General features: G+C 39.1%; 24 protein-coding genes and 1 pseudogene. 15 read left to right on the top strand and 10 right to left on the bottom strand.

Annotation, left to right across the window (positions count from 1 at the left end):
* Nucleotides 1-50 precede the first annotated feature (50 nt).
* Nucleotides 51-1,391, top strand: coding sequence for a sugar porter family MFS transporter (locus AC0VYC_RS12000; RefSeq protein ID WP_007501378.1), 1,341 nt, complete (start codon nucleotides 51-53; stop codon nucleotides 1,389-1,391).
* A gap of 241 nt (nucleotides 1,392-1,632) precedes the next feature.
* Here AC0VYC_RS12000 and AC0VYC_RS11995 read toward each other — a convergent pair whose 3' ends face one another.
* Entirely contained in the window at nucleotides 1,633-1,854 is a 222-nt protein-coding gene (locus tag AC0VYC_RS11995) for a hypothetical protein (RefSeq protein WP_224558471.1), read from the bottom strand.
* A gap of 27 nt (nucleotides 1,855-1,881) precedes the next feature.
* Nucleotides 1,882-2,199 (bottom strand): hypothetical protein, encoded by a 318-nt coding sequence (locus AC0VYC_RS11990; RefSeq protein WP_335352235.1) that lies wholly within the window; start codon nucleotides 2,197-2,199, stop codon nucleotides 1,882-1,884.
* A gap of 178 nt (nucleotides 2,200-2,377) precedes the next feature.
* On the opposite strand from AC0VYC_RS11990, the gene AC0VYC_RS11985 reads away from it, so the two are divergent.
* The gene (locus AC0VYC_RS11985) at nucleotides 2,378-2,671 is read left to right on the top strand and encodes a CotD family spore coat protein (protein ID WP_008342559.1); all 294 of its coding nucleotides are present in this window, start codon (nucleotides 2,378-2,380) and stop codon (nucleotides 2,669-2,671) included.
* Nucleotides 2,672-2,723: 52 nt separating this feature from the next.
* On the opposite strand, the gene AC0VYC_RS11980 is transcribed toward AC0VYC_RS11985, so the two are convergent.
* The 5 genes from AC0VYC_RS11980 to AC0VYC_RS11960 form a co-directional block, all read right to left on the bottom strand.
* A complete protein-coding gene (locus AC0VYC_RS11980; RefSeq protein ID WP_024718783.1) occupies nucleotides 2,724-3,392 on the bottom strand; it encodes an ABC transporter ATP-binding protein in 669 nt (222 codons plus the stop codon).
* Entirely contained in the window at nucleotides 3,385-3,930 is a 546-nt protein-coding gene (locus tag AC0VYC_RS11975) for a hypothetical protein (RefSeq protein WP_475388527.1), read from the bottom strand. The genes AC0VYC_RS11980 and AC0VYC_RS11975 overlap by 8 nt, the downstream gene beginning before the upstream one ends.
* A gap of 21 nt (nucleotides 3,931-3,951) precedes the next feature.
* Nucleotides 3,952-4,452 carry a stage II sporulation protein M gene (locus AC0VYC_RS11970; RefSeq protein ID WP_039167181.1) on the bottom strand — a complete coding sequence of 167 codons (501 nt, stop codon included), beginning with the start codon at nucleotides 4,450-4,452 and terminating at the stop codon, nucleotides 3,952-3,954.
* A 1-nt stretch (nucleotide 4,453) separates the two neighbouring features.
* On the bottom strand, nucleotides 4,454-5,992 hold the full coding sequence (locus AC0VYC_RS11965; protein WP_475388525.1) for a hypothetical protein: 1,539 nt from the start codon (nucleotides 5,990-5,992) through the stop codon (nucleotides 4,454-4,456).
* A 299-nt stretch (nucleotides 5,993-6,291) separates the two neighbouring features.
* Nucleotides 6,292-6,618, bottom strand: a complete 327-nt coding sequence (locus AC0VYC_RS11960) for an uberolysin/carnocyclin family circular bacteriocin (protein ID WP_017358050.1) — start codon at nucleotides 6,616-6,618, stop codon at nucleotides 6,292-6,294.
* Between the two features lie 287 nt (nucleotides 6,619-6,905).
* On the opposite strand from AC0VYC_RS11960, the gene AC0VYC_RS11955 reads away from it, so the two are divergent.
* The 12 genes from AC0VYC_RS11955 (at nucleotide 6,906) to AC0VYC_RS11900 (ending at nucleotide 15,916) form a co-directional block, all read left to right on the top strand.
* Entirely contained in the window at nucleotides 6,906-7,508 is a 603-nt protein-coding gene (locus tag AC0VYC_RS11955) for a GNAT family N-acetyltransferase (protein ID WP_349773989.1), read from the top strand.
* A complete protein-coding gene (locus AC0VYC_RS11950; RefSeq protein ID WP_024718788.1) occupies nucleotides 7,462-8,016 on the top strand; it encodes a hypothetical protein in 555 nt (184 codons plus the stop codon). The genes AC0VYC_RS11955 and AC0VYC_RS11950 overlap by 47 nt, the downstream gene beginning before the upstream one ends.
* A gap of 154 nt (nucleotides 8,017-8,170) precedes the next feature.
* A complete protein-coding gene (locus AC0VYC_RS11945; protein WP_475388522.1) occupies nucleotides 8,171-9,583 on the top strand; it encodes a polysaccharide deacetylase family protein in 1,413 nt (470 codons plus the stop codon).
* A 102-nt stretch (nucleotides 9,584-9,685) separates the two neighbouring features.
* Nucleotides 9,686-9,913 carry a hypothetical protein gene (locus tag AC0VYC_RS11940; RefSeq protein ID WP_144668572.1) on the top strand — a complete coding sequence of 76 codons (228 nt, stop codon included), beginning with the start codon at nucleotides 9,686-9,688 and terminating at the stop codon, nucleotides 9,911-9,913.
* Nucleotides 9,914-10,141: 228 nt separating this feature from the next.
* The gene (locus AC0VYC_RS11935) at nucleotides 10,142-10,570 is read left to right on the top strand and encodes an NUDIX hydrolase (protein ID WP_274660617.1); all 429 of its coding nucleotides are present in this window, start codon (nucleotides 10,142-10,144) and stop codon (nucleotides 10,568-10,570) included.
* A 20-nt stretch (nucleotides 10,571-10,590) separates the two neighbouring features.
* Nucleotides 10,591-11,001 (top strand): Imm1 family immunity protein, encoded by a 411-nt coding sequence (locus tag AC0VYC_RS11930; RefSeq protein ID WP_135009319.1) that lies wholly within the window; start codon nucleotides 10,591-10,593, stop codon nucleotides 10,999-11,001.
* A 30-nt stretch (nucleotides 11,002-11,031) separates the two neighbouring features.
* Nucleotides 11,032-11,304 (top strand): DUF3986 family protein, encoded by a 273-nt coding sequence (locus tag AC0VYC_RS11925; RefSeq protein ID WP_017358042.1) that lies wholly within the window; start codon nucleotides 11,032-11,034, stop codon nucleotides 11,302-11,304.
* Between the two features lie 258 nt (nucleotides 11,305-11,562).
* Nucleotides 11,563-12,399, top strand: a complete 837-nt coding sequence (locus tag AC0VYC_RS11920) for a transketolase (protein ID WP_017358041.1) — start codon at nucleotides 11,563-11,565, stop codon at nucleotides 12,397-12,399.
* A complete protein-coding gene (locus AC0VYC_RS11915) occupies nucleotides 12,396-13,355 on the top strand; it encodes a transketolase family protein (protein WP_327855299.1) in 960 nt (319 codons plus the stop codon). Before AC0VYC_RS11920 ends, AC0VYC_RS11915 begins: the two co-directional genes overlap by 4 nt.
* Nucleotides 13,356-13,371: 16 nt before the next feature.
* Nucleotides 13,372-14,130 (top strand): SDR family NAD(P)-dependent oxidoreductase, encoded by a 759-nt coding sequence (locus tag AC0VYC_RS11910; protein ID WP_008342528.1) that lies wholly within the window; start codon nucleotides 13,372-13,374, stop codon nucleotides 14,128-14,130.
* Nucleotides 14,131-14,307: 177 nt separating this feature from the next.
* The gene (locus AC0VYC_RS11905) at nucleotides 14,308-15,648 is read left to right on the top strand and encodes an MFS transporter (protein WP_024718794.1); all 1,341 of its coding nucleotides are present in this window, start codon (nucleotides 14,308-14,310) and stop codon (nucleotides 15,646-15,648) included.
* A gap of 127 nt (nucleotides 15,649-15,775) precedes the next feature.
* Complete coding sequence (locus AC0VYC_RS11900; RefSeq protein WP_017358037.1) at nucleotides 15,776-15,916, top strand: GapA-binding peptide SR1P; 141 nt, start codon at nucleotides 15,776-15,778, stop codon at nucleotides 15,914-15,916.
* Nucleotides 15,917-16,026: 110 nt separating this feature from the next.
* Here AC0VYC_RS11900 and AC0VYC_RS11895 read toward each other — a convergent pair whose 3' ends face one another.
* The 3 genes and pseudogenes from AC0VYC_RS11895 to sigK all read right to left on the bottom strand — a co-directional run bounded on the left by AC0VYC_RS11895 (nucleotide 16,027) and on the right by sigK (nucleotide 17,990).
* On the bottom strand, nucleotides 16,027-16,728 hold the full coding sequence (locus AC0VYC_RS11895) for a FadR/GntR family transcriptional regulator (RefSeq protein WP_178930350.1): 702 nt from the start codon (nucleotides 16,726-16,728) through the stop codon (nucleotides 16,027-16,029).
* 224 nt (nucleotides 16,729-16,952) lie between these two features.
* Nucleotides 16,953-17,054: pseudogene (locus tag AC0VYC_RS11890) on the bottom strand (RNA polymerase subunit sigma-70); the annotation flags it as partial.
* Between the two features lie 207 nt (nucleotides 17,055-17,261).
* Nucleotides 17,262-17,990 carry an RNA polymerase sporulation sigma factor SigK gene (gene sigK / locus AC0VYC_RS11885; RefSeq protein ID WP_058014952.1) on the bottom strand — a complete coding sequence of 243 codons (729 nt, stop codon included), beginning with the start codon at nucleotides 17,988-17,990 and terminating at the stop codon, nucleotides 17,262-17,264.
* Between the two features lie 229 nt (nucleotides 17,991-18,219).
* On the opposite strand from sigK, the gene AC0VYC_RS11880 reads away from it, so the two are divergent.
* Nucleotides 18,220-19,341, top strand: coding sequence for a response regulator aspartate phosphatase (locus AC0VYC_RS11880; protein WP_007501361.1), 1,122 nt, complete (start codon nucleotides 18,220-18,222; stop codon nucleotides 19,339-19,341).
* Nucleotides 19,342-19,417: the final 76 nt, after the last annotated feature.

The raw sequence follows: 19,417 nt of genomic DNA, 5'->3' as shown, positions 1-19,417 counted from the left end.
AATGGCAGGGAGAAATGAAAGCGGTTTATTAAGTGAGGGGGGTCATCCACTTGGAGAAAAAAGTATCAAGTAAATTTATCTTCTTTTTCGGGTCCTTTGCAGGTATCTTATTTGGATATGATATTGGTATTATCGCAGGGGCAGAAGGGCACATTCAGGAAGAATTTCAGCTCAGCCCGTTATGGCTTGGCATCGTCGTTTCTTCATTAATGGGCGGGGCGATCATTGGTTCCATTTTAAGCGGTCTGATGGGGGATAAGTTTGGCCGCAGAAAACTCATTTTGGTGTCATCGATTATCTTTTTTGTCGGTGCGCTTGGCTCAGCCATTGCACCAGAAGAAATCTCATTAACCATTGCCCGGATTTTCTTAGGAACAGCTGTAGGGACAGCCTCATCGCTCGTGCCTGCTTACATGTCTGAAATCGCTCCGGCCAAAATTCGTGGGAAATTGTCCGGCCTGAATCAGCTGATGATTGTGAGTGGATTATTGCTTAGCTATATCGTCGCATTTGTGTTTGAACCAATTCCAGACAGCTGGCGCTGGATGCTGGGAAGTGCTGCTTTATTTGCGATCGTGCTTTATATTGGCATGCTGAAACTTCCTGAATCTCCAAGATATTTAATTAAACACGGAATGGCTCATAAGGCACGTGAAGTATTAGGATCACTTCGTTCATCACGTGAAGAGATTGAAGCAGAAATGCAAGAAATTTTAGAAGTGGCAAAAGAAGAACGCTCAGGCATTCGTGAATTATTTCAAAAGAAATTCCGAATGGCTCTCTTTATTGGGGTCGGAATGGCGACACTCCAGCAAATACAGGGGGCAAACTCCATTGTGTATTATGCAACGAGTATCGCAAGAAATGTAGGTCTTGCTCCGCAAGTTGCCGCAGGTTTTACCGTCATTGTTGGTGTCATATTTGTTGTGACGACCGTGATCTTTTTACAATTCGTCGACCGGTTTGACCGCCGAACGATTCTCACAGTTGGGGGAACGGGGATGGCCCTGTCTTTCTTTGCACCAGCGGCATTAGGTGCGCTCGGAGTGAGTGAAGGCATATTAAACTGGGTCACATTGATTTCACTTTGCTGCTTTATTTTGTGCTATGCCTTCTCATGGGCACCGATCACATGGATTATCATTGGTGAAATTTTCCCGCTTTCTGTCAGGGGTATTGGAGCGGGCATTTCCTCTGCCTTTAACTGGACGGGATCATTAGCAGTTGGCCTTGTGTTCCCTATCTTGGCTGACCAATTCAGCTTTGGCGTCATTTTCTCCTCATTTGGTGTCATCTGCTTAATTGGCCTGTTGTTCACGCGCTTTGTATTAGTTGAAACAAAAGGAAGAAGCTTAGAACAAATCGAAACCGATATGGCTGCACGTGTCTAAAGGAAACCATCTATCCTGTGTGGATAGATGGTTTCAGCGTGTAGACAAACCCTCGCATTCGGTGTCAGTCCTGCGTGCCAGTGCTCACGAATGTCAAATTCGCTCCGCGCCGGTACTCGTCCTTCCTAGAATTCAAAGGTTTTCTATCACGCTGAAAAGAAGACAAAGGGCTAAAATCAAGTTCATTTTAGCCCTTTGTCAACAATCTGAACCATCTATCCTGTGCGGATAGATGGCTTTTTTAATCAAGTATTTGTTTCAGTTCATCTGGCAGTAAATCCATTAATTGATCAGATGAGGATACGTCCAGTACTTCAAGAAGCGCATAATATTTCGCATAAATTTCACTCAGCTGATCAGGATGATTTGCTTCATATCGATTCAAATGCAATTGCGTCAGTTCAAGTGCAATGTCCAGTTTGTTTCGTTCGATGGTTTGTGTTGTGTTGATCAAATCGTTCACCTCTAATTTTAAAGTTATTGAAAAATGTTATGGTGCAGTTCCGCAGCTGACCTTATATTCATGGTCTTCTATCTTTTTTGAATAACAGACGGAAGGTGTCATTCCTGTCTCGCTTTTCCAAGCCTGCCAATACACATCATACAGCTGACCATATTGAGGGTCTACATCGTCCTTTTTTTGCAAAATAGCAAAATAGCTTTGGTAAGGGTAGCCTTCTTGATAGATCGCCTGCCGTATCGCTCCTCTTTCAGTCGCATTTGTAAAAACCATAGGCGACAGCAGTGGAAGAGCAATAATGATGACAAGTAATATAATGAATAAAAAAAGCTTATGTTTTGTTTTCATGGATGTCCTTTCTCGCAAGATATCATTTGTATAATATGTTAAAATTGCCCTTTTGTAAAGAAAGAGAAAACGAGATGGATAGTGGATTTTTTAAAAAATAGACAAGCATCTAGTCACGAAGGAGCTTTCTTACATACGATAGAGTGTAAGTGAAAGACAACTTGAAGGGGTGTTGAGAATGAGCCGGAATCGATTAGACAATTTTTTCTTTGGGCCTCGCAGAGGGAATCATGGAGAAGTTGAAACGGTTGTATCCCCTACACGTCAAATTGTCAACACGACAACAAATGAACAAACGATTAGAAAAATTCATCCAACTCATATCACAAACGTCAATAAAAACATCAAAAGAATTGAAAACTACTACCCTGTGACGCAATCTACTCGAAATGAGTATATTGTGGAAGAATATGACTGTGGCAGTGATATCAAGAACCCTTGCTGCCGCCCGGTCAAACGCTGTAAATGGTAAGATAATGGTATAAAGAAGTGAGGCATCCTGTGATGGGATGCCTTTTGTATGTTTAACGCTCTATTTCATTTAGTTGTCCGTGATCAAGCTCGAAAAAACGATTTCCTAATTCTGAATAAAGGTAGCGCTGATGGCTTGTAAATAAAACACATTGATCAGAGAATTCTTCTTTTAATAAAGAAATAGACTGCATTTGAGATGCCTCATCAAGAGATGTAAAAGGTTCATCAAGAATGATTAGCTCTGGTGATCTGGCCGCCATACAATTAAAGAAAAGCTTATATCTCATACCTAGTGAATATTGTTTGACAGGCATCTTGAGTGCATGAGTTAAATCAAATGCATCACAAAGTGAGAGAAAGGTCTTTTTGTATACCTCTTTTTCTGACTGATTCATTTTCCATAGCGACTGTATAAGAGTCATATGCTCGATACCAGTCAGCGCATCATAAACCAAAGGCTTATCTGGGATGTACGCGACCAACCCTTTATAAAGAGCTGACCCAGGATGATGCTGTTCGTTGAGTAATACCGTTTCGGATACTGAAGGAAGCAGACCTGCGATGATCTTTAAAAGTGTCGATTTACCGCTGCCGTTTTTTCCGATAATACAAGCACGATCACCTTCTTTCAGATGAAAGGATACTTGATCAAGGAGGGGAGAGCTTTCTTCAGTTGTTTCATAACGAAAAGATAGCTGAGACACTTGCAAACTAGCCATTGATAAATCCTCCAATAACAAAAACGGTGGTCACCAGCATATACAAGATGACGGTCGCAAGGGCGGCTTTTTTTGATCCTTTAGCATAATAAATGATCCCATCATATAGGATGCGTAATAGGTACAAGTTGATCAAAAACGAAACCGCTTGGATGAAGATAAAATAATGATCTAAATCGAGTACCATCACACAATAGATTGCTGCGCTATTCACTAATAGAAGCAACGCATTATAAAGCAAGATCACAAAATACATTTTGCGCAAAATAAACGTTTTATGAAAAAAGCACATATAAATTGAAGTCACGACAGTACCGAGAAAATTCAATATGAAATAAAGTGGGATTGTCAGCAAAAAGATAAACACAATGCTGGCTAATTGTTTTCCCGCAGATAAAGGCTCCTCTACTAATAAATCAATGATAAAAAAAGTTAAAAAAACAGTCGAAACAAATAAAGATAGTAAGACAAGACCTACAATGGTTTTGATCGATTGATGTTGGTTAAAAAATTGCTTAGGGCGTAGAAGTAGCTCCATAGAACCACATTCTCCTTTCTTCTAAGATAGATGTACATGGCTGACATATTCCTCTAAAAGAGAGGCAATCAACAAGAGCACTACAGCGGCAAAGATTAACTGAATCACAGTCCGAGTCAGCTTTCTTACATCAATGGCCTTACCTTTCATAAACCGGTAAAGATAAATAAATGGAAAAGCACTGACGATTGAAAATAGGATCAAACCAAGAACCTCAACAAAAGCATGTGGCATGAGGCCAGTGAATAACTGCTGCACTTCATGCTGAGCTATCAAAAACTGAATGAGTTTTCCAATGATATAGCCATTATAAAAAAGAATGCCAGCAGACATAATGCCGCCAGTAAAAGCCCCGATACCTAGAATGGCAAGCCCAACCTGTAAATTGTTTGAAAAAATAGAGAGAAAAAACATGTCTTCATCCTTTTTTAAATAAGGAATCTGATCATAAGGAAGGAGACTTCCAATGAGCAAAGCTACAATAAATACACCGGCGTAAAGATAGCCGAGGCGTAGAATCAATCTATTCTCCGATAGAAAATATCTTATTTTTTTCAACATACTCAATTCCTTTATAAATGGTCTTGCGGCATAATATCCAGCAAATCACTGAAACGATCACAAAATATATAGCGAACAGCACGTTTACGAGCCCTGAGGATTGCTGCAATATAGGGAGAAAAGAGGTCAAAATCAAATAGTACATAAAAGGCAGAACAAGAAAGTTTCTTGCAAATGCCTGACCTTTATCGATGATCTCTAGTTCCTCATTTGTTGTCCCTATTTCATGCTCATGAATAAAATTGAATTTCGTTGTGAATGGAAACAAGTAAAGCTGAATCAAAGGAAAAATGAAAAAGCCAACCCCTAATACCACCAGTTGAATGAGCATCTGAACATGAAACAGTTGATACACAGTCATAATAGATAGATTAATGAATAGTAAAAAGAGCGCTGGTATGGAAAATAAACAATAAAATAACTGGATTTTTGATAAGAAAAATTGCAAAAGAGATATTTGAGAAAGCTCGTAAAGCCAAATGTTCTTTTTTTCAGCACTTAAAGCAAAAATAGAAGGTGTCAGCATTCTCATCTCATAAGATTGATTCGCTAGTATCATAATATTGAGTGTGAATAGCAGCTGAATTTGCAAGGCTTGATGATCGATGATCGAGATCAATCCGGTAAAAACACCAATATAAAAGAAGGCTTCATATGACATGAACATATAATTAAAAAATTCTTTAGATAAGAGCCACCTTTTTTCTTCCAGCAGCTTGATGTCTTTTTGGATCAACACATTTTGTCTAAACAGCGAACCCTGAATTTTATGCAGTACTTGAAAGTACCAATAAAATAAATCCCGAAAATGCTTTGAGCTTTGGTCTTGATCTTTTTCCGTTGGAATCCATCGAACAGGACTTCTCATGACAAGCGCACTACCTAGTATCACAACAATCAATGTAATAGGTGAATTAAAAAGGGCTTGAAATTGTAGAAAAACAGAGCCATCTGAAAATAAAGCATGATGCATTTGCTGAAGATCATGTTGATATAAAGAGATCAGCTTGTTGGAAAGAGTGATCCAAAACGAATCCTCTGCAAGCGATGAGATCGATTGAAATAGTTTTTGGAAGGTGTGATAAAAAGGGAAAATGATGTTTAATATGAGAACCCTTCCGAAAAAGAAAAAAAGCAAAGCGATGCTTGCAAAAAAGAGGACACGAATGGCCCCGATTTTTTTCACGACGATGTTATAGATATAAGCACCGAATATCTTATTGCTGATGATAAATAGGAAGATACTTGTCAGCATCACATTGACATGTTTTAACCAGAATGCCAGATCGTGTGTTTGAACAATATCATATTGGAACAAAAAATAGATCAAATAAGTGCTCAAACTCGTAAACACAAGCCAAATCAATTCTGAAAACAGAAGCGTTTGAAAAAGTTGTCTAGAGGAAACAGGTGCTAGCTGTATCAATTCTTTAAAAGGAAGAAGATGAGTTCTTCTATAAGATTCAATTCCTTTGACGATAGAAAATAAAAATAAAAACATCACAAAAGCACTTTCCCATTCTATTTGATAGACGGGGGAGTAAAGAAATGAAGAAATCACGAATACAATCATGCATCCGAATATGATATCAAGAATACAAGAAAAAAATATGTACTGTTTTGAAGAAAACGACTTAAGAAATGGAATTTTTCGTATAACGAACTGAGCGATATTAGAATACTGTTGCTTCAGTCTAATGGATAGAAGTAGTGATAATAATGGATATAACATCTTCTCACCTGCACTAAAATTTAAATAGAAGGAGAACAGAGTCTCCTTCTATTGAGTCGTTAAATAAATTACCAAGCGATAACGGCTTTACGGCCTTTTTTCTTAATTTCGTTTTTAAGGTATTGACGAATTGTCTCTTTACCAGCCGCAGCAATAAGAGAAAGACCGCCTGAACCTACAGCAGTTAAAATGGAGACAATTGTAGTGACAGCTCCACCCGCTTCAACCACATTAAGAACTACAGCGGCAACACTGCCTGGAATACCAAATTCTTTTGCTAGATCAGCAACTGGCAGTACTTGTAGCGAGAAGGAAAAAAGAGCTAGCATAAGGAATCCTACTGCTAAAGCACCAAAAAGAACATGTAGTTTGATTTCATTTCTTGTTTCTGTCATATCAAATTCCTCCCTTTTTTGTCTTTTTATTACTATTCTATCTTATGATATGTTTTTGTTCATATCAATCCTTTTTTTTCTTTTTTTTATGAATTAGTTATAGGTTAATATAAAAAAAGTGAAAAGATAAGTGAGAAAAGAATCGTTTTGGATAGGAAATATCGAGTGAACATGATCAAAATGACCTTGTTTTCACAAAAACGAAAGAGAGCCTAAAAGTCTATAAGAAATGTGCTATATGTAAATGAACCAATATTCTTTGATCAAAAGCGCCTTTCAAGATAAAATTGGAAGTATCAATTCATTCTGATGGAGGCGATTTTCTGAATATTCGATTGTTAACACCAGAAGATGCTCAAGAATATGCGAACTTGAGATTAGAAGCACTCCGATTAAATCCAGAGAGTTTTGCTATGAGTTACGAGGAAGAGAAGCTAGATACGAAGAATAAATATAAGGCTCGTTTTGCCTCTACACAATCTATGTGGACATTCGGCGCCTTTCATCAAGGTCAGCTGGTCGGCTCGGTTACACTCATACAAGAAACCTTGCAGAAATTAAAGCACCGTGCCAATGTGGCAGCGATGTATGTAAAGGCTAATGGCCGTGGAAAAGGAATTGGGAAAGCGCTCCTGACAAAAGTTCTTTCTTTTGCGCGCGAAAGAAAAGATATCGAACAACTGTATTTAACAGTGGTCACAACAAACGACTCAGCCAAACATCTTTACAAGTCTGTTGGATTTAAGTCGTATGTGGTAGAGGAAAAAGCACTAAAAATAAATGGTGCTTATGTAGATGAGGAAAAAATGGTGCTATGTTTATCATCGTTTGGAGGGGATATAAATGAGCCAGCCAGTCATGCGCATCACATTGGCAGCCGGACCAAATAGTGAGCTGGAATCCTTTGCGCTGCGTGCCGCACTTGAAAACTTTGGTGCAAAAGTCGATATGCATTGGATAGGCCGACCGAATGACCTGATTGATGTTTTATCAGGGAAAAATAGAGGCGAGACGGACTTCATTCTTTTATCCTTTCACGGGGAAGAAGGAGCGTTTCTCATACCGGAGTTAGGAGAAGATGTATACGAAGAGGGTGAGCCGAGAGGTGCTGCTTTTGGTGCGGATGACATAAAGCGGTATGCTTCGTTAAATGGAGTCCACATTATATGTACAGGCTGTACATTAGGCGAAAAAAAGGTGGCAGAAGCTTTTTTAGAAACAGGGGCGATATCCTATACAGCGCCCGATGACTACATTGATGGAAATGCGTCATTTATTTTTGTTCTCACCATGCTGTATGAGCTGGTGAACAACTCAAAGACAGTCAGAGCAGCTTTTGACCAGGCACGCTCTATTGATGAAGAAACAAAGTTATTCCAACTGTATATGCAAAAATAAGGGCTGAGTGATCAAGCCCTTTTTATATGTCTCTCGTAAAATATGTCGAAAATGTGACAAATGTGTTTTTTGCAAACTAAAAAGGGGCTGCGAAAAGTCTATCCTACAAACACACGTCATCCAGACAGGACGGCATCACGAGAGGAGAATCATTGTGTCAATCAAAGGGAAAGTCATTCTTGTTCTATGCGGTCTTGCGATTGTCATCGGAATCGCTGGATTTTATCATAATCAGCAAGCAAGCGGGACAGAGAGAAAAAAAGTAGAACAAGATGCGAGCTACAAACAAGTTGAAATAGTTACACTTGTGAATGACGGGAAATTCATGAGATATGCTGTCAACTATCCGCTGTTTCATCAAGAAAAACTAGATCAGGAGATCAAAAGATTTGCAGAGACAGCATTAGAAAGGTTTAAAACATCGTTTAGTCAAGCGAGTGATGTCAATGAAGAGAAACGATACGAACTAAACATCGATTATGAGATCATTCATTATGCCAAGCAAACAGTCGCAATCAAATTCAATACATATGAAGTGAAGGGCGGAAAGCAAGGCGTCAATCAAACGAAGGTGATGAACTTTGATTTCAAGAAACAGACATTTTTATCAATCAACGATATCTTTCTATCAAAGAAGGACAATCTTCAAAAATTATCTCATATGACTTTTGAGGAATTAAAAAAAGATCGAACGCTAGCTGAAAATCAGCCGCTGCTCAAACAGGGAACGTCTCCTGTGGCGAAGAACTATCAGTATTTTGCCATCAAGGATCGCTATATCGAATTCTACTTTCCAAGAGGACAAATCGCTCCAAATCATCAAGGCCCTCAAGTGTTAGCGATTAAGAAAACACTGCTGAAAGGAATATTAAAACCTGAATATATGAAGAAAGAAATGAACAAAAACGAGAAAAAAGAACCGATTCCAACAAGAAAGATTGTGAAACTGCCGAAAACATCCACATTTCATCCGAATCAAAAAGCCATTGCACTCACATTTGATGATGGGCCCAATCCATCAACGACCTCAAAAATTTTAACAGCATTAAAAGAGAACAAAGGACATGCCACATTTTTTGTATTAGGCAGCAGGGTTCAGTATTATCCCGATATGTTAAGTGAAATCAGAAAGGGTGGAAATGAAATTGGAAACCATTCCTATAACCACCCTTTGCTCACAAGACTTCCTTTAAAACAAGCGGTCAAACAAGTAGAAGACACGCAGCAAATCATTGAAAAAGCGAGCGGGTTCACACCGACTCATTTTAGACCACCATATGGCGGGACAAACGGGCAAATCAACGAAGCTCTTCACATGAAAGTGACCCTTTGGGATGTGGATCCTGAAGACTGGAAATATCGAAACAGCCAATACGTCGCGAACTACATTCTAACTCATGCATCTAGCGGTGAAACGATTTTAATGCACGACATCTATGACACCTCAGCCAACGCAGCCGTCACGATTATCAAAGAACTCACCAAACAAGGATATCAATTATTGACGGTGTCTGAGCTTGAGCAGTGGAAGGAAGCGCGTGAGAAGAGAAGTGAGTCGAATAGGTAATACCCCTTTTGGTGTGAATCTTAGCGGATTCGCATCTTTTTTTAGGCAGGTCATGAAAATAAAGGGAAAATCTGTTATGGTGAATATGAAGGGGGACTTCAAGTGGTATTGATAAGATTTTTAAGTCTCGTTATGCTGACAGTGGTTGGTTTGGCTTTTGTCATAAACAATGTACCTAGTTTGATGCTGCCCATCTATATACTTTCAATGATCGGGCTTATGTTCTGTCTCGGTTATATTGCGCTCCATTATCTACAGCGGATCAGATATTTGTTATACGATGAGAAACAATTGAAAGAGAATCAAATAAACAAACCTCCCGCTAAATGAAGGAGGTTTTTTACTTGTCTGTTTTTCAATGATTTTCTCGTTTGACTCCTTGAATTGTCTCAAAAGAGAGACGATGTTCCTCGTAAATCTGATTTGGACAATCAATAAGAGCATAATAATCCACGAGCTAAGCCCTCCAATCTTTCGTAACAAGGATACAGTATAATGAGAAAAGATTGATATGAACAGCTCGTTTTATATTTTCGACAATGGGTGAGGAGGATTCAGTTGAAGAGAGTAGACGTGGTGTCAGCTTTGATTTATGACATGGATGAACATATTCTCATGGTGAAAAATGTGAAAGGTTATTGGGAGTTTCCCGGTGGTGCAGTGGAAAAAGGAGAACATCTGCAGCAAGCTGTGATCCGTGAGGTGAGAGAAGAAACAGGATATGTGATCAAAGTAAATGAACTTCATTCTGTTAGAGAAATACTTTTTCAAGATAACATGCATCATGCACTTATTTTTACGTTTTTTGGGGAAATCATCGGGGGAGAGATGAATATTCTAGATCCTGATCATGATATTGAAGAAGTAAAATGGGTAAGCATCCAGGATGCTGAAAAATTAAATCCACAGTTATTCAGCATGCTAAAATTAAATAAACAGACGTGTGGATTTTACACATTTGAAGGAAAGAGAACAAGGGATCAATAAATGAATAAGGAGAGAATGGAATGTTTTTGTATTATGGACCAACCGGTGCTCCAGTGGAAAATCCAGGAGAAGAATGGATGAAAGAAATCTTCTTCCATAAGGGTGAAGACTATTGGAAACAAGGGAATGGAGAATCTTCTATTGAAGTGGACGAAGAATGGGAAACGGAAAGTCTTGTTTTCTTTTATCATGAACCTTATGGCTTTTTTCTCATGAGATATCCGGATTTTTTGGTTCCTTTTAAAAAAGTAGAGAAGATAGAAACGATCAAGCATGTCGTTGCAGGCGCACCATTGTATGTACCTTCATGCAGCTACGTCGATCGACATCAAGCTTATGAAATCGTTCAACATTTTCTAAAAACAAAATCGATACCTGATAGTGTTGAATGGGTGGAGTTGAGGACGATTGATTTTCAGCAAGATCTATAAATTCTTACGGGGAACAAGAAGGAGAATAAAATGTGTCGTTTAGATGATACCATGCATGTACATGTTGGCTATTACGAACAGGGTCTTGATGTTGAAGGAGTGTTTTTTAAGAGTTTAGAAACAGGAAAGTGGCAATTATTCTTTGATCATACATGGTATGGGATAACGCTTTTAAAGCATTATGAAAAATATGAAGATTTAGGGCTGTTGATTGGCGAGTATTCTATTGAAGATGACAAAATTGAAGGTGAAGGAAATCAGCTGTTTGAGCGTTTTTTAAAAGAAAACGGGGTAGTGAGATAAATACAGAATGTGAAACATCACTCAATGAAAATGACGAGTGATGTTTTTTTATGTTGGATACTGATTTTATAAAATTTTGCTCTATGTAATCTAAAGAACATCTAATACAAATCTGCATTGATTGTTTAAAAATTCAAAAAATAGATAGACAAATGCTTGCAAGAATTGTATAGTGTTCTCATAAATTACTTGTCATACAAGTGAACAAGTAACTAAGAATATAAGATTGGATTTCAAATAATAAAATGAGGTGATCCAGTGAAAGATGTAAGTTTGGCGAATTTAAAAGCAAAAGCGATTGAACTTAGACAAACGGCGATTACGATGATTTATGAAGCGCAATCGGGGCATCCTGGCGGCTCTTTATCAGCTGCTGATATCATCACGGCCCTTTATTTCAAAGAGATGAATATCGATCCTCAAAATCCTAACTGGGAAGATCGAGATCGTTTTGTTTTATCGAAAGGCCATGTTGCACCTATTCAATATGCTGCCTTAGCGCTAAAAGGTTATGTCCCTTTTGAAAACGTATACAAATTGAGACAGTACGGTTCACCGTTCCAAGGTCATCCTGATATGAAGAAATGCCCTGGAATTGATATTTCAACAGGTTCATTAGGCCAAGGACTTTCTTGTGGGGTTGGTATGGCGCTTGCGGGTAAACGGGATGAAAAAGATTATCGGGTATTTGCGATGGTAGGCGATGGCGAATGTCAAGAAGGACAAATTTGGGAAGCGGTTCAAACCGCAGTCAAATACCGTCTTGATAATTTAATTGTTTTTGTTGACAATAACCGTCTGCAAATTGATGGTTTCTGCGAGGAAATCATGCCGCTGCAAGACATAGAAATGAAGTTTGAAGTATTCGGGTTTGAAACAAAGCGAATTGACGGACATTCGATGGAAGAGATAGTCGAAACATTGAATCAAGTGAAAAACATGAAAAATGGAAAGCCGAAATGTATTGTAGCAGACACGATTAAAGGCAAAGGCGTTTCCTACATGGAAAATATCTGCTCATGGCACGGTGTTGCGCCAAATGAGAAAGAGTATGAACAGGCATTAGAAGAATTAGCAGGAGGTTTGAGATCATGAGCCAAACTGAAAAAGCGGTCATTAAGAAAAAAGCGACACGTGAAGCCTTCGGTGATGAAATTGTTAAGTTAGGAAAAGAGAATCAACATATTTACGTGATTGATATTGATATCGGCAAATCATGCAAAACAGGAGAATTCATTAAGCAGCTTCCCAATCAGCATGTGAACGTTGGAATTGCCGAACAAAATGGTGCCGGGCTGGCAGCTGGTCTTGCGACAACTGGAAAAATTCCATTTGTAAGCACTTACGCAGTTTTTGGCTCGCTGCGCATGGCAGAGCAAATCCGTCAAGAAATATGCTATCCGAATTTGAATGTAAAGATTGCCTGCTCGCACGGAGGATTGACACCGGGAAATGACGGTGGAAGTCATCAAGCGATAGAAGATATGGGCGTTTTAAGAACATTTCCCAACATGACAGTCATCATGGGCTCTGATTACTATTCGACGAGAAAATTGATCAAAGAGGCAGCGAATACGTATGGCCCCATGTATTTGCGCTTTACCCGAGATGCTGTGCCGATGATTTATGATGAACATGAGGAGTTTGTGATTGGAAAAGCCAAAAAATTAAGGTCTGGCAAAGATATTGCGATCATTGCAAATGGTGATACAGTATATCTTGCTTTGGAAGCGGTTAAAAAACTAGAAGAACAAGGGATTGAAGCATCACTTTTAGATATGCATACGATCAAACCTCTAGATCGAGAGGCGGTTTTGGAGTGTCTTGATATTGGACGTATGATCACTGTAGAGGATCATAACATTTTGAACGGATTAGGCAGTGCTGTATGTGAAGTAGTAGCAGAAGAAGGTCGAGGAAAAGTCAAACGGATCGGAGTGCAAGACCGTTTTGGAGAATCTGCACCTTACGAAAAGCTTTTAGAAATAAATGGAATAACAATCGAAAACATCATAAATACAGCAAAAGACATGCTGAACAATCACATTTGAAAGTAGGTTATTTACAATGTTTACATTAAACAATCAAGTAGCTATTGTAACAGGGAGCGGTTCTGAAAAAGGAATTGGCCGAACAATCGCTCTAACACTTGCTAAACAGGGTGCTGCTGTCGTGGTAGCAGATATCAATGAAGAAGGGATTCGCTTCACAGTAGAAGCCATTCAAAAAGCCGGAGGAAAAGCGTTAGGCGTAGTAGTAAATGTAACAAATAAGGAATCAATTGATCAAATGGTGGCTGTAACGCTTGAGGCGTTTGGCCGCATTGACATATTGGTGAATAATGCAGGTATTTCTCAAAAAGTAACCGTTCAGAACATGACACTTGAAGATATGACAAGAGTATTTAATGTAAATATGTTTGGTTTGTTCTTGTGTACACAAGCCGTGCTAGAACCAATGATCAAGCAGCAATATGGGCGTATTATCAACCTGTCTTCTGTATCGGCTAAAAGGGGAGGAGGCGTATTTGGAGGAGCACATTACTCAGCTTCCAAAGCAGCAGTATTAGGTTTTTCTAAAAACCTTGCCCGTGAAGTAGGGAAAGATGGTATCACAGTGAATTGTGTGGCACCAGGCCTTGTGAATACGGATATTTGGAAGTCACTTCCTATCGATGAAGCCGAAAAAGTAATTGATAATATACCACTTGGCCGACCAGGTGAAACGAAAGAAATCGCAGCCGCTATTACATTTTTGGCTACTAAAGAAGCATCCTACATTACAGGAGAAGAAATCGATATCAATGGTGGTTCACATATGGACTAGTAGAAAGAAATGGAGCAGGCACATGAACATGCCTGACTCTATTTTAAATAAAAAGGAAGTAGAGTCACAGTCAAAATGATTGATGAAATGATATTTTGTAAGCGCTTAATAAAGATGTGTCATGCCATTTAGACATCTTCACGCAGTTGGCCAAAGCAACTTGAAGGGGGAATCATGTTGAATCAACAAGCATTAGAAAAGTCGACGACTCGTAAAGTTACACTTCGCCTTATCCCATTTTTATCCTTATGTTTTGTTATCGCTATTTTAGATCGTGTGAATATTGGATTTGCTGCTCTTCAAATGAATGAAGATTTAGGGTTTTCAAATGCTGTATTTGGACTTGGGGCTGGAATATTCTTTTTAGGGTATTTTTTATTAGAAGTTCCGGGAAGTGCCATTATGGCAAAGATCGGTGCGAGTAAATGGATCAGCCGAATTATGGTGACATGGGCAATTATTGCGATTTTAATGGCTTTTGTCCAAGAACCATGGCAGTTTTATACAGCACGTTTCTTATTGGGTGCGGCAGAAGCTAGTTTTTATCCATGTATGGTGTTTTATTTGAGCGGTTTTTATCAAACCAAACATCATGCCAAAGCCATTGCTGGATTTATGCTGGCGATTCCGGGAGCGAATGCCCTAGGTGCACCACTTTCTACATTTCTATTAGGTGTTGATTGGCTGGATATGTCTGGGTGGCAGTGGCTGTTTATTTTAGAAGCGATTCCAGCACTCATTCTTGGAGTAATTGCATTCTTTTATTTGGATGACAAACTTGAAGATGTAAAATGGCTGAATCAAGATGAAAAAGAGTGGCTGATTCATGTCACAACAAAAGAAAAGCTTGAAAAAGAACAGGTCAAGCGATATACATTCACTCAAGCTTTAAAAGATCGAGATGTACTCATTTTATCGGCAGGCTATTTCTGCTGGATGGTTGGATTTTACGGCATCAATATGTTTTTGCCGACAATCTCTAAAGGATTATCTGACACCATTTCCTTAAGTACGCAGGGAATGGGCTGGCTGTTAGGTTTCATGTATACCGTCGCTATCATTGTAATGGTGCTGGTCGGGAATCATTCTGACAAGAAAAACGAGAGGCGATGGCATGTATCTGCCTGCTTAACTGTCAGTGCGATGGCCATGATCATTAGCAGTTATATAGCAAATTCCAGTGTGATCTTATCCTTTGTGTTTTTAACCATTGCCTTGTGCGGAGCCTTTGGTGCTTATTCTCCATTTTGGGCCATTCCCCCTTCTTTTCTAACAGGAGCAGCCGCCGGTGGAGCGATCGCACTAATCAACAGTATTGGCAATCTTGGCGGTTTCTTTGGGCCATATATAGTCGGGTACATTAAGGATGTCACAGGTTCTTTTCACATCAGTATGATTTTTTTAGGTATTAGTATGATACTGGCTTCTTTTATTATTGTGTTTTTAGTTAAACAGTCAGGAAAAGCACTAGTTGTAAAAGCAAGTACAGAAAAATCCAGTATAGAAAAGTCTATTTAAACGAGGGTCATAAAAAACTATGATGGAAGTAGTAAGGGGAAATATTGTGGTGATTTAGCTGTCAGGAGAAGTTCTGAAAGAAAACGAGACAATACATGAGAATAAAACGATTGGAGCTGAAATTTTCATGGAAAAAGAGACAAATGTACCACAAAATACGATCGTTTGCCGGGAATGTGGAGAAATCATTGACATCGCTTATGGCTCTGAAGGGGTTAAAGTCTTATACGGAATATGCGAAGGGTGCCGAGCATCGGAAAATAAATGAACTTAAAAAGACAAAGACGCATAACAGCAAGGCTTCTACTTGTTGTATGCGTCTTATTTTTCGATTAAATAAAAAGAAGCTTCTCATATCGTATTTGGAAGTGGAAGATCCTAGCTTTTCCAATATCGATCATATAGGTTTTGCATGTGGGCAGTCATACGTTTCACAGCTTCTGCTGCGTTCCGTTCTTCGAGTGCTTCTATAATCAGTTTATGCTCCTGAAAGTTGACCTCACGATAGTCAGAACGGGTAACGGTTCGATCACGTATAAACCTCCACATTTCCTGCTGCTTCATAGCATTCGTAATGGAAGACATAAAGGTAATGAATAAATCATTATGTGACGCTTTTGCAATTCCCATATGTAGCTGCTCGTCAGTTGCCGGGACGTATACACCTGAATGTGTTTCTTCTTCCATTTTTTTGATGGTTTGTTTCAGTTCTAAAATATCTTCGTCAGTCGCTCTCAAAGCCGCAAAATGAATAATTAAAGGCTCGATATGCATTCTAGCTTCCACGATATCCTCAGGTGATGCCGATGTCATAGAGATGGACCCTTCATTGTGTATGGTCGTACTCTTAACGAAAACACCTTCTCCTTGACGTGAATAAATAATACCATTCATTTCTAGTGCACTGAGGGCTTGTCTAACAGGTGCGCGGCTGACACCAAATTGTTCGCATAATTCCCTTTCTGAAGGAAGTTTATCTCCTATTTGAAAAGAGCCTAACTGTATTTCAGAAAGGATCTGATTATAAATTTGTATGTATAATTTTTTATTGGAAACAGGATTGAATGTAATAGAAATCACCCCTCTTTATTTGTCATACAAGTATATTAATTATATACTTTTCAGATTTGAAGGGCAAAAAAATATACAAAAACCATATTTAAAATTAAAAGATAATCCATAAATGGTAAGAGCCTAAACAAATAAAAACAGACCTTATAAGGCCTGTTCTGTTGCAAAATGTTTTCTATTAAAATTCCCTGCTCAATTCGCCTTCTCTTTCTTTAACTTCAAACCGGACCGGTCATGTAGAGCTGAATGGTATCAGTCACATCTTCATTTTCAGATGTTAAGAAGGCAATTAGTGAAATTTCGTTGCCTTCTTTAGCCTGACTGATGTCATGCAATGGAGATTGTCATAAATGTACAACACAAATATGGCTGATAGTCAGTTCTAGATGCAGTTTCTTATACAGCGTATCAACGAGAAGCTTGAATAGAGGCATAAAAAGCAATGCAGAGAGACAGTAGTATAGAGCTAAAATAAAAAAACAGACCTAATGCGGTCTGTTGTTTCTCACACAAAATGAAGTGGTTCTTTTACATCTTTCAAATCACTTCCCCTTCTCCCGCTTCCGTTTCTCCTTCTCCGCCCGGTAAAATTCATGAAACATTTTCATCAGCGCTCGCTTCTCAATCCGGGACACATAACTCCGCGATATGCCAAGTTCTTTGGCTATTTCCCGCTGCGTTTTCTCTTTCTTTAAGTCCAAACCGAACCGGCCGACGATGACTTCTTTTTCCCGGCCGTCGAGAATGTCGATATATTCTTTTACTTTTTCAAGCTCCATGTTGAGCTGAATGGTATCAATCACGTCTTCATTTTCTGATTTTAAGACGTCAATTAATGAAATTTCGTTGCCTTCTTTATCCTGACCGATGGGGTCATGCAGAGAGACGTCCTTTTTTGTTTTTTTGAGTGCGCGTAAATGCATGAGGATTTCGTTCTCAATACACCGCGCCGCATATGTTGCCAGCTTTGTTCCTTTTCCAGAGGAATAGCTTTCGATGGCTTTAATGAGTCCGATCGTCCCGATGGAGATGAGGTCTTCAGCGTCTTCCCCGGTATTTTCAAATTTCTTGACAATATGGGCGACGAGCCGAAGGTTATGTTCAATCAGCATGTTTCTTGCGTGTTCATCGCCCTCTGCCATAAGGGCTAAGTATTTTTTCTCATCATCTCCCGAAAGGGGTTGTGGAAAGGCATTGTTTTTGACATAGGACACTAAAAACACCAATTCTTTGACCATCAATCCCATCGCTGTAAATACTCCTGCCACGATTTTCACCTCCACCATGTTTAGGCCGTTGCCTATATCCTCAAATGTATGTGAAGGAAGGATTGTCTGTGTCTGTACGATGAAAAAATCATCTTTTTCGAAAGAAACGTGCTTATGCGTATGTTTTTGCTGCCCCTCTCATATGTTTGCGGTTTCTTTGCGGTGCTTGGCGGTCTAGAAGCGTGCTAAAATATGTAATATTAGACCGAAAAGGAAGGGGTTTTTTCGGAACATGGGGAAGGTTCTTTCTTCACATGTCGGTATGAAAATTAATGAATGGTATCGAATGATACGGCAGTTCAGTGTTCCAGATGCGGAAATCTTGAAAGCGGAAGTAGAAGCGGAAATTGAACGTATGGAAGAGGACCAGCATTTACTGATTTATTATCAGCTCATGTGTTTTCGGCACCAAATTATGCTCGACTATATACACCCTTCAAAATATCAACCTTTCTCAGTATCTAACCTTGTCGATAAAATCGAAAATTCCAATCATGAGTTATCTGATATGCTGCATTATTACCATGCATTTTTTCGTGGCATGCATGAGTTTAGTCAAAAAGAATATTTGGAGGCCGTCAAATATTATCGCATGGCAGAAAAACAGCTGTCTATGGTATTTGATGATATTGAGCAGGCCGAGTTTCATTTTAAAGTAGCAGAAGCCTACTATATAATGAAACAAACGCATGTCTCCATGCACCATATTTTAAAAGCGCTTGAAATATACGATCAACATGATGCATATTCCATTCGCATTATTCAGTGCCTCTTTGTCATCTCGGGAAATTATCAAGATTTAAAACGTAAAGATCGAGCACTGCCTCACTTGAAAAAGGCGAAACAACTCGCATCCGAAATTGACCACCCGCGCATTTATAGCTCAGCACTCTATAATTTAGGGAAATGTTACGGGGAGTTAGGTTATCGAGAAGAAGCAGAACGATATTTAACCGAATCGGCTGACCTCGCCAAAAAAGAACTGCTTCCCACGCTGCCTCATACACTTTATACACTGGCCAAGCTGCTTTTTAGACAAAATGAGCAGACTGAAGCAAGGCGCATATTAGAGGATGGGAAATTGGCCGCAAAGAAGCATGAAGACCAGCTGTTCTGTCATATGTTTGAGTATCTGGATGCTTTATATGTTCAGGAAATCAATGAAGAACAACTGCAAAAAACCATTGATTATTTGGAAAAACTTAGCCTATACTCTTATATAGAGGATATCTCACTAGAAATTGCGACAGCCTTAGAAACCTCTCAACAATACCAGAAGTCCAACCAGTATTATCAAAAATTGCTATGGGCTCAAAATCAAATCCAAGAAGGAGAGTGTCTGTATGAATTCTAAGCAACGTTCGACAGTTGAAGAGAGAAACCAAACGTGAGACAAAAAGCGGGCCTGATGGGCCGGCTTTTTTATGTGA

The sequence above is a fragment of the Bacillus sp. iso_77 genome (assembly GCF_056173625.1).
This window is presented reverse-complemented; position numbering and strand designations above follow the sequence as displayed.

What these genes read in the sequence shown, in the direction of transcription:
- AC0VYC_RS11910 (WP_008342528.1), top strand. Translation starts at nt 13,372, where the DNA reads ATGTTTACATTAAACAATCAAGTAGCTATTGTAACAGGGAGCGGTTCT.
- AC0VYC_RS11980 (WP_024718783.1), bottom strand. Translation starts at nt 3,392, where the DNA reads ATGGCTAGTTTGCAAGTGTCTCAGCTATCTTTTCGTTATGAAACAACT.
- AC0VYC_RS11900 (WP_017358037.1), top strand. Translation starts at nt 15,776, where the DNA reads ATGGAAAAAGAGACAAATGTACCACAAAATACGATCGTTTGCCGGGAA.
- AC0VYC_RS11975 (WP_475388527.1), bottom strand. Translation starts at nt 3,930, where the DNA reads ATGGAGCTACTTCTACGCCCTAAGCAATTTTTTAACCAACATCAATCG.
- AC0VYC_RS11985 (WP_008342559.1), top strand. Translation starts at nt 2,378, where the DNA reads ATGAGCCGGAATCGATTAGACAATTTTTTCTTTGGGCCTCGCAGAGGG.
- AC0VYC_RS11915 (WP_327855299.1), top strand. Translation starts at nt 12,396, where the DNA reads ATGAGCCAAACTGAAAAAGCGGTCATTAAGAAAAAAGCGACACGTGAA.
- AC0VYC_RS11925 (WP_017358042.1), top strand. Translation starts at nt 11,032, where the DNA reads ATGTGTCGTTTAGATGATACCATGCATGTACATGTTGGCTATTACGAA.
- AC0VYC_RS11880 (WP_007501361.1), top strand. Translation starts at nt 18,220, where the DNA reads ATGGGGAAGGTTCTTTCTTCACATGTCGGTATGAAAATTAATGAATGG.
- AC0VYC_RS11930 (WP_135009319.1), top strand. Translation starts at nt 10,591, where the DNA reads ATGTTTTTGTATTATGGACCAACCGGTGCTCCAGTGGAAAATCCAGGA.
- AC0VYC_RS11960 (WP_017358050.1), bottom strand. Translation starts at nt 6,618, where the DNA reads ATGACAGAAACAAGAAATGAAATCAAACTACATGTTCTTTTTGGTGCT.
- AC0VYC_RS11965 (WP_475388525.1), bottom strand. Translation starts at nt 5,992, where the DNA reads ATGTTTTTATTTTTATTTTCTATCGTCAAAGGAATTGAATCTTATAGA.
- AC0VYC_RS11990 (WP_335352235.1), bottom strand. Translation starts at nt 2,199, where the DNA reads ATGAAAACAAAACATAAGCTTTTTTTATTCATTATATTACTTGTCATC.
- AC0VYC_RS11950 (WP_024718788.1), top strand. Translation starts at nt 7,462, where the DNA reads ATGAGCCAGCCAGTCATGCGCATCACATTGGCAGCCGGACCAAATAGT.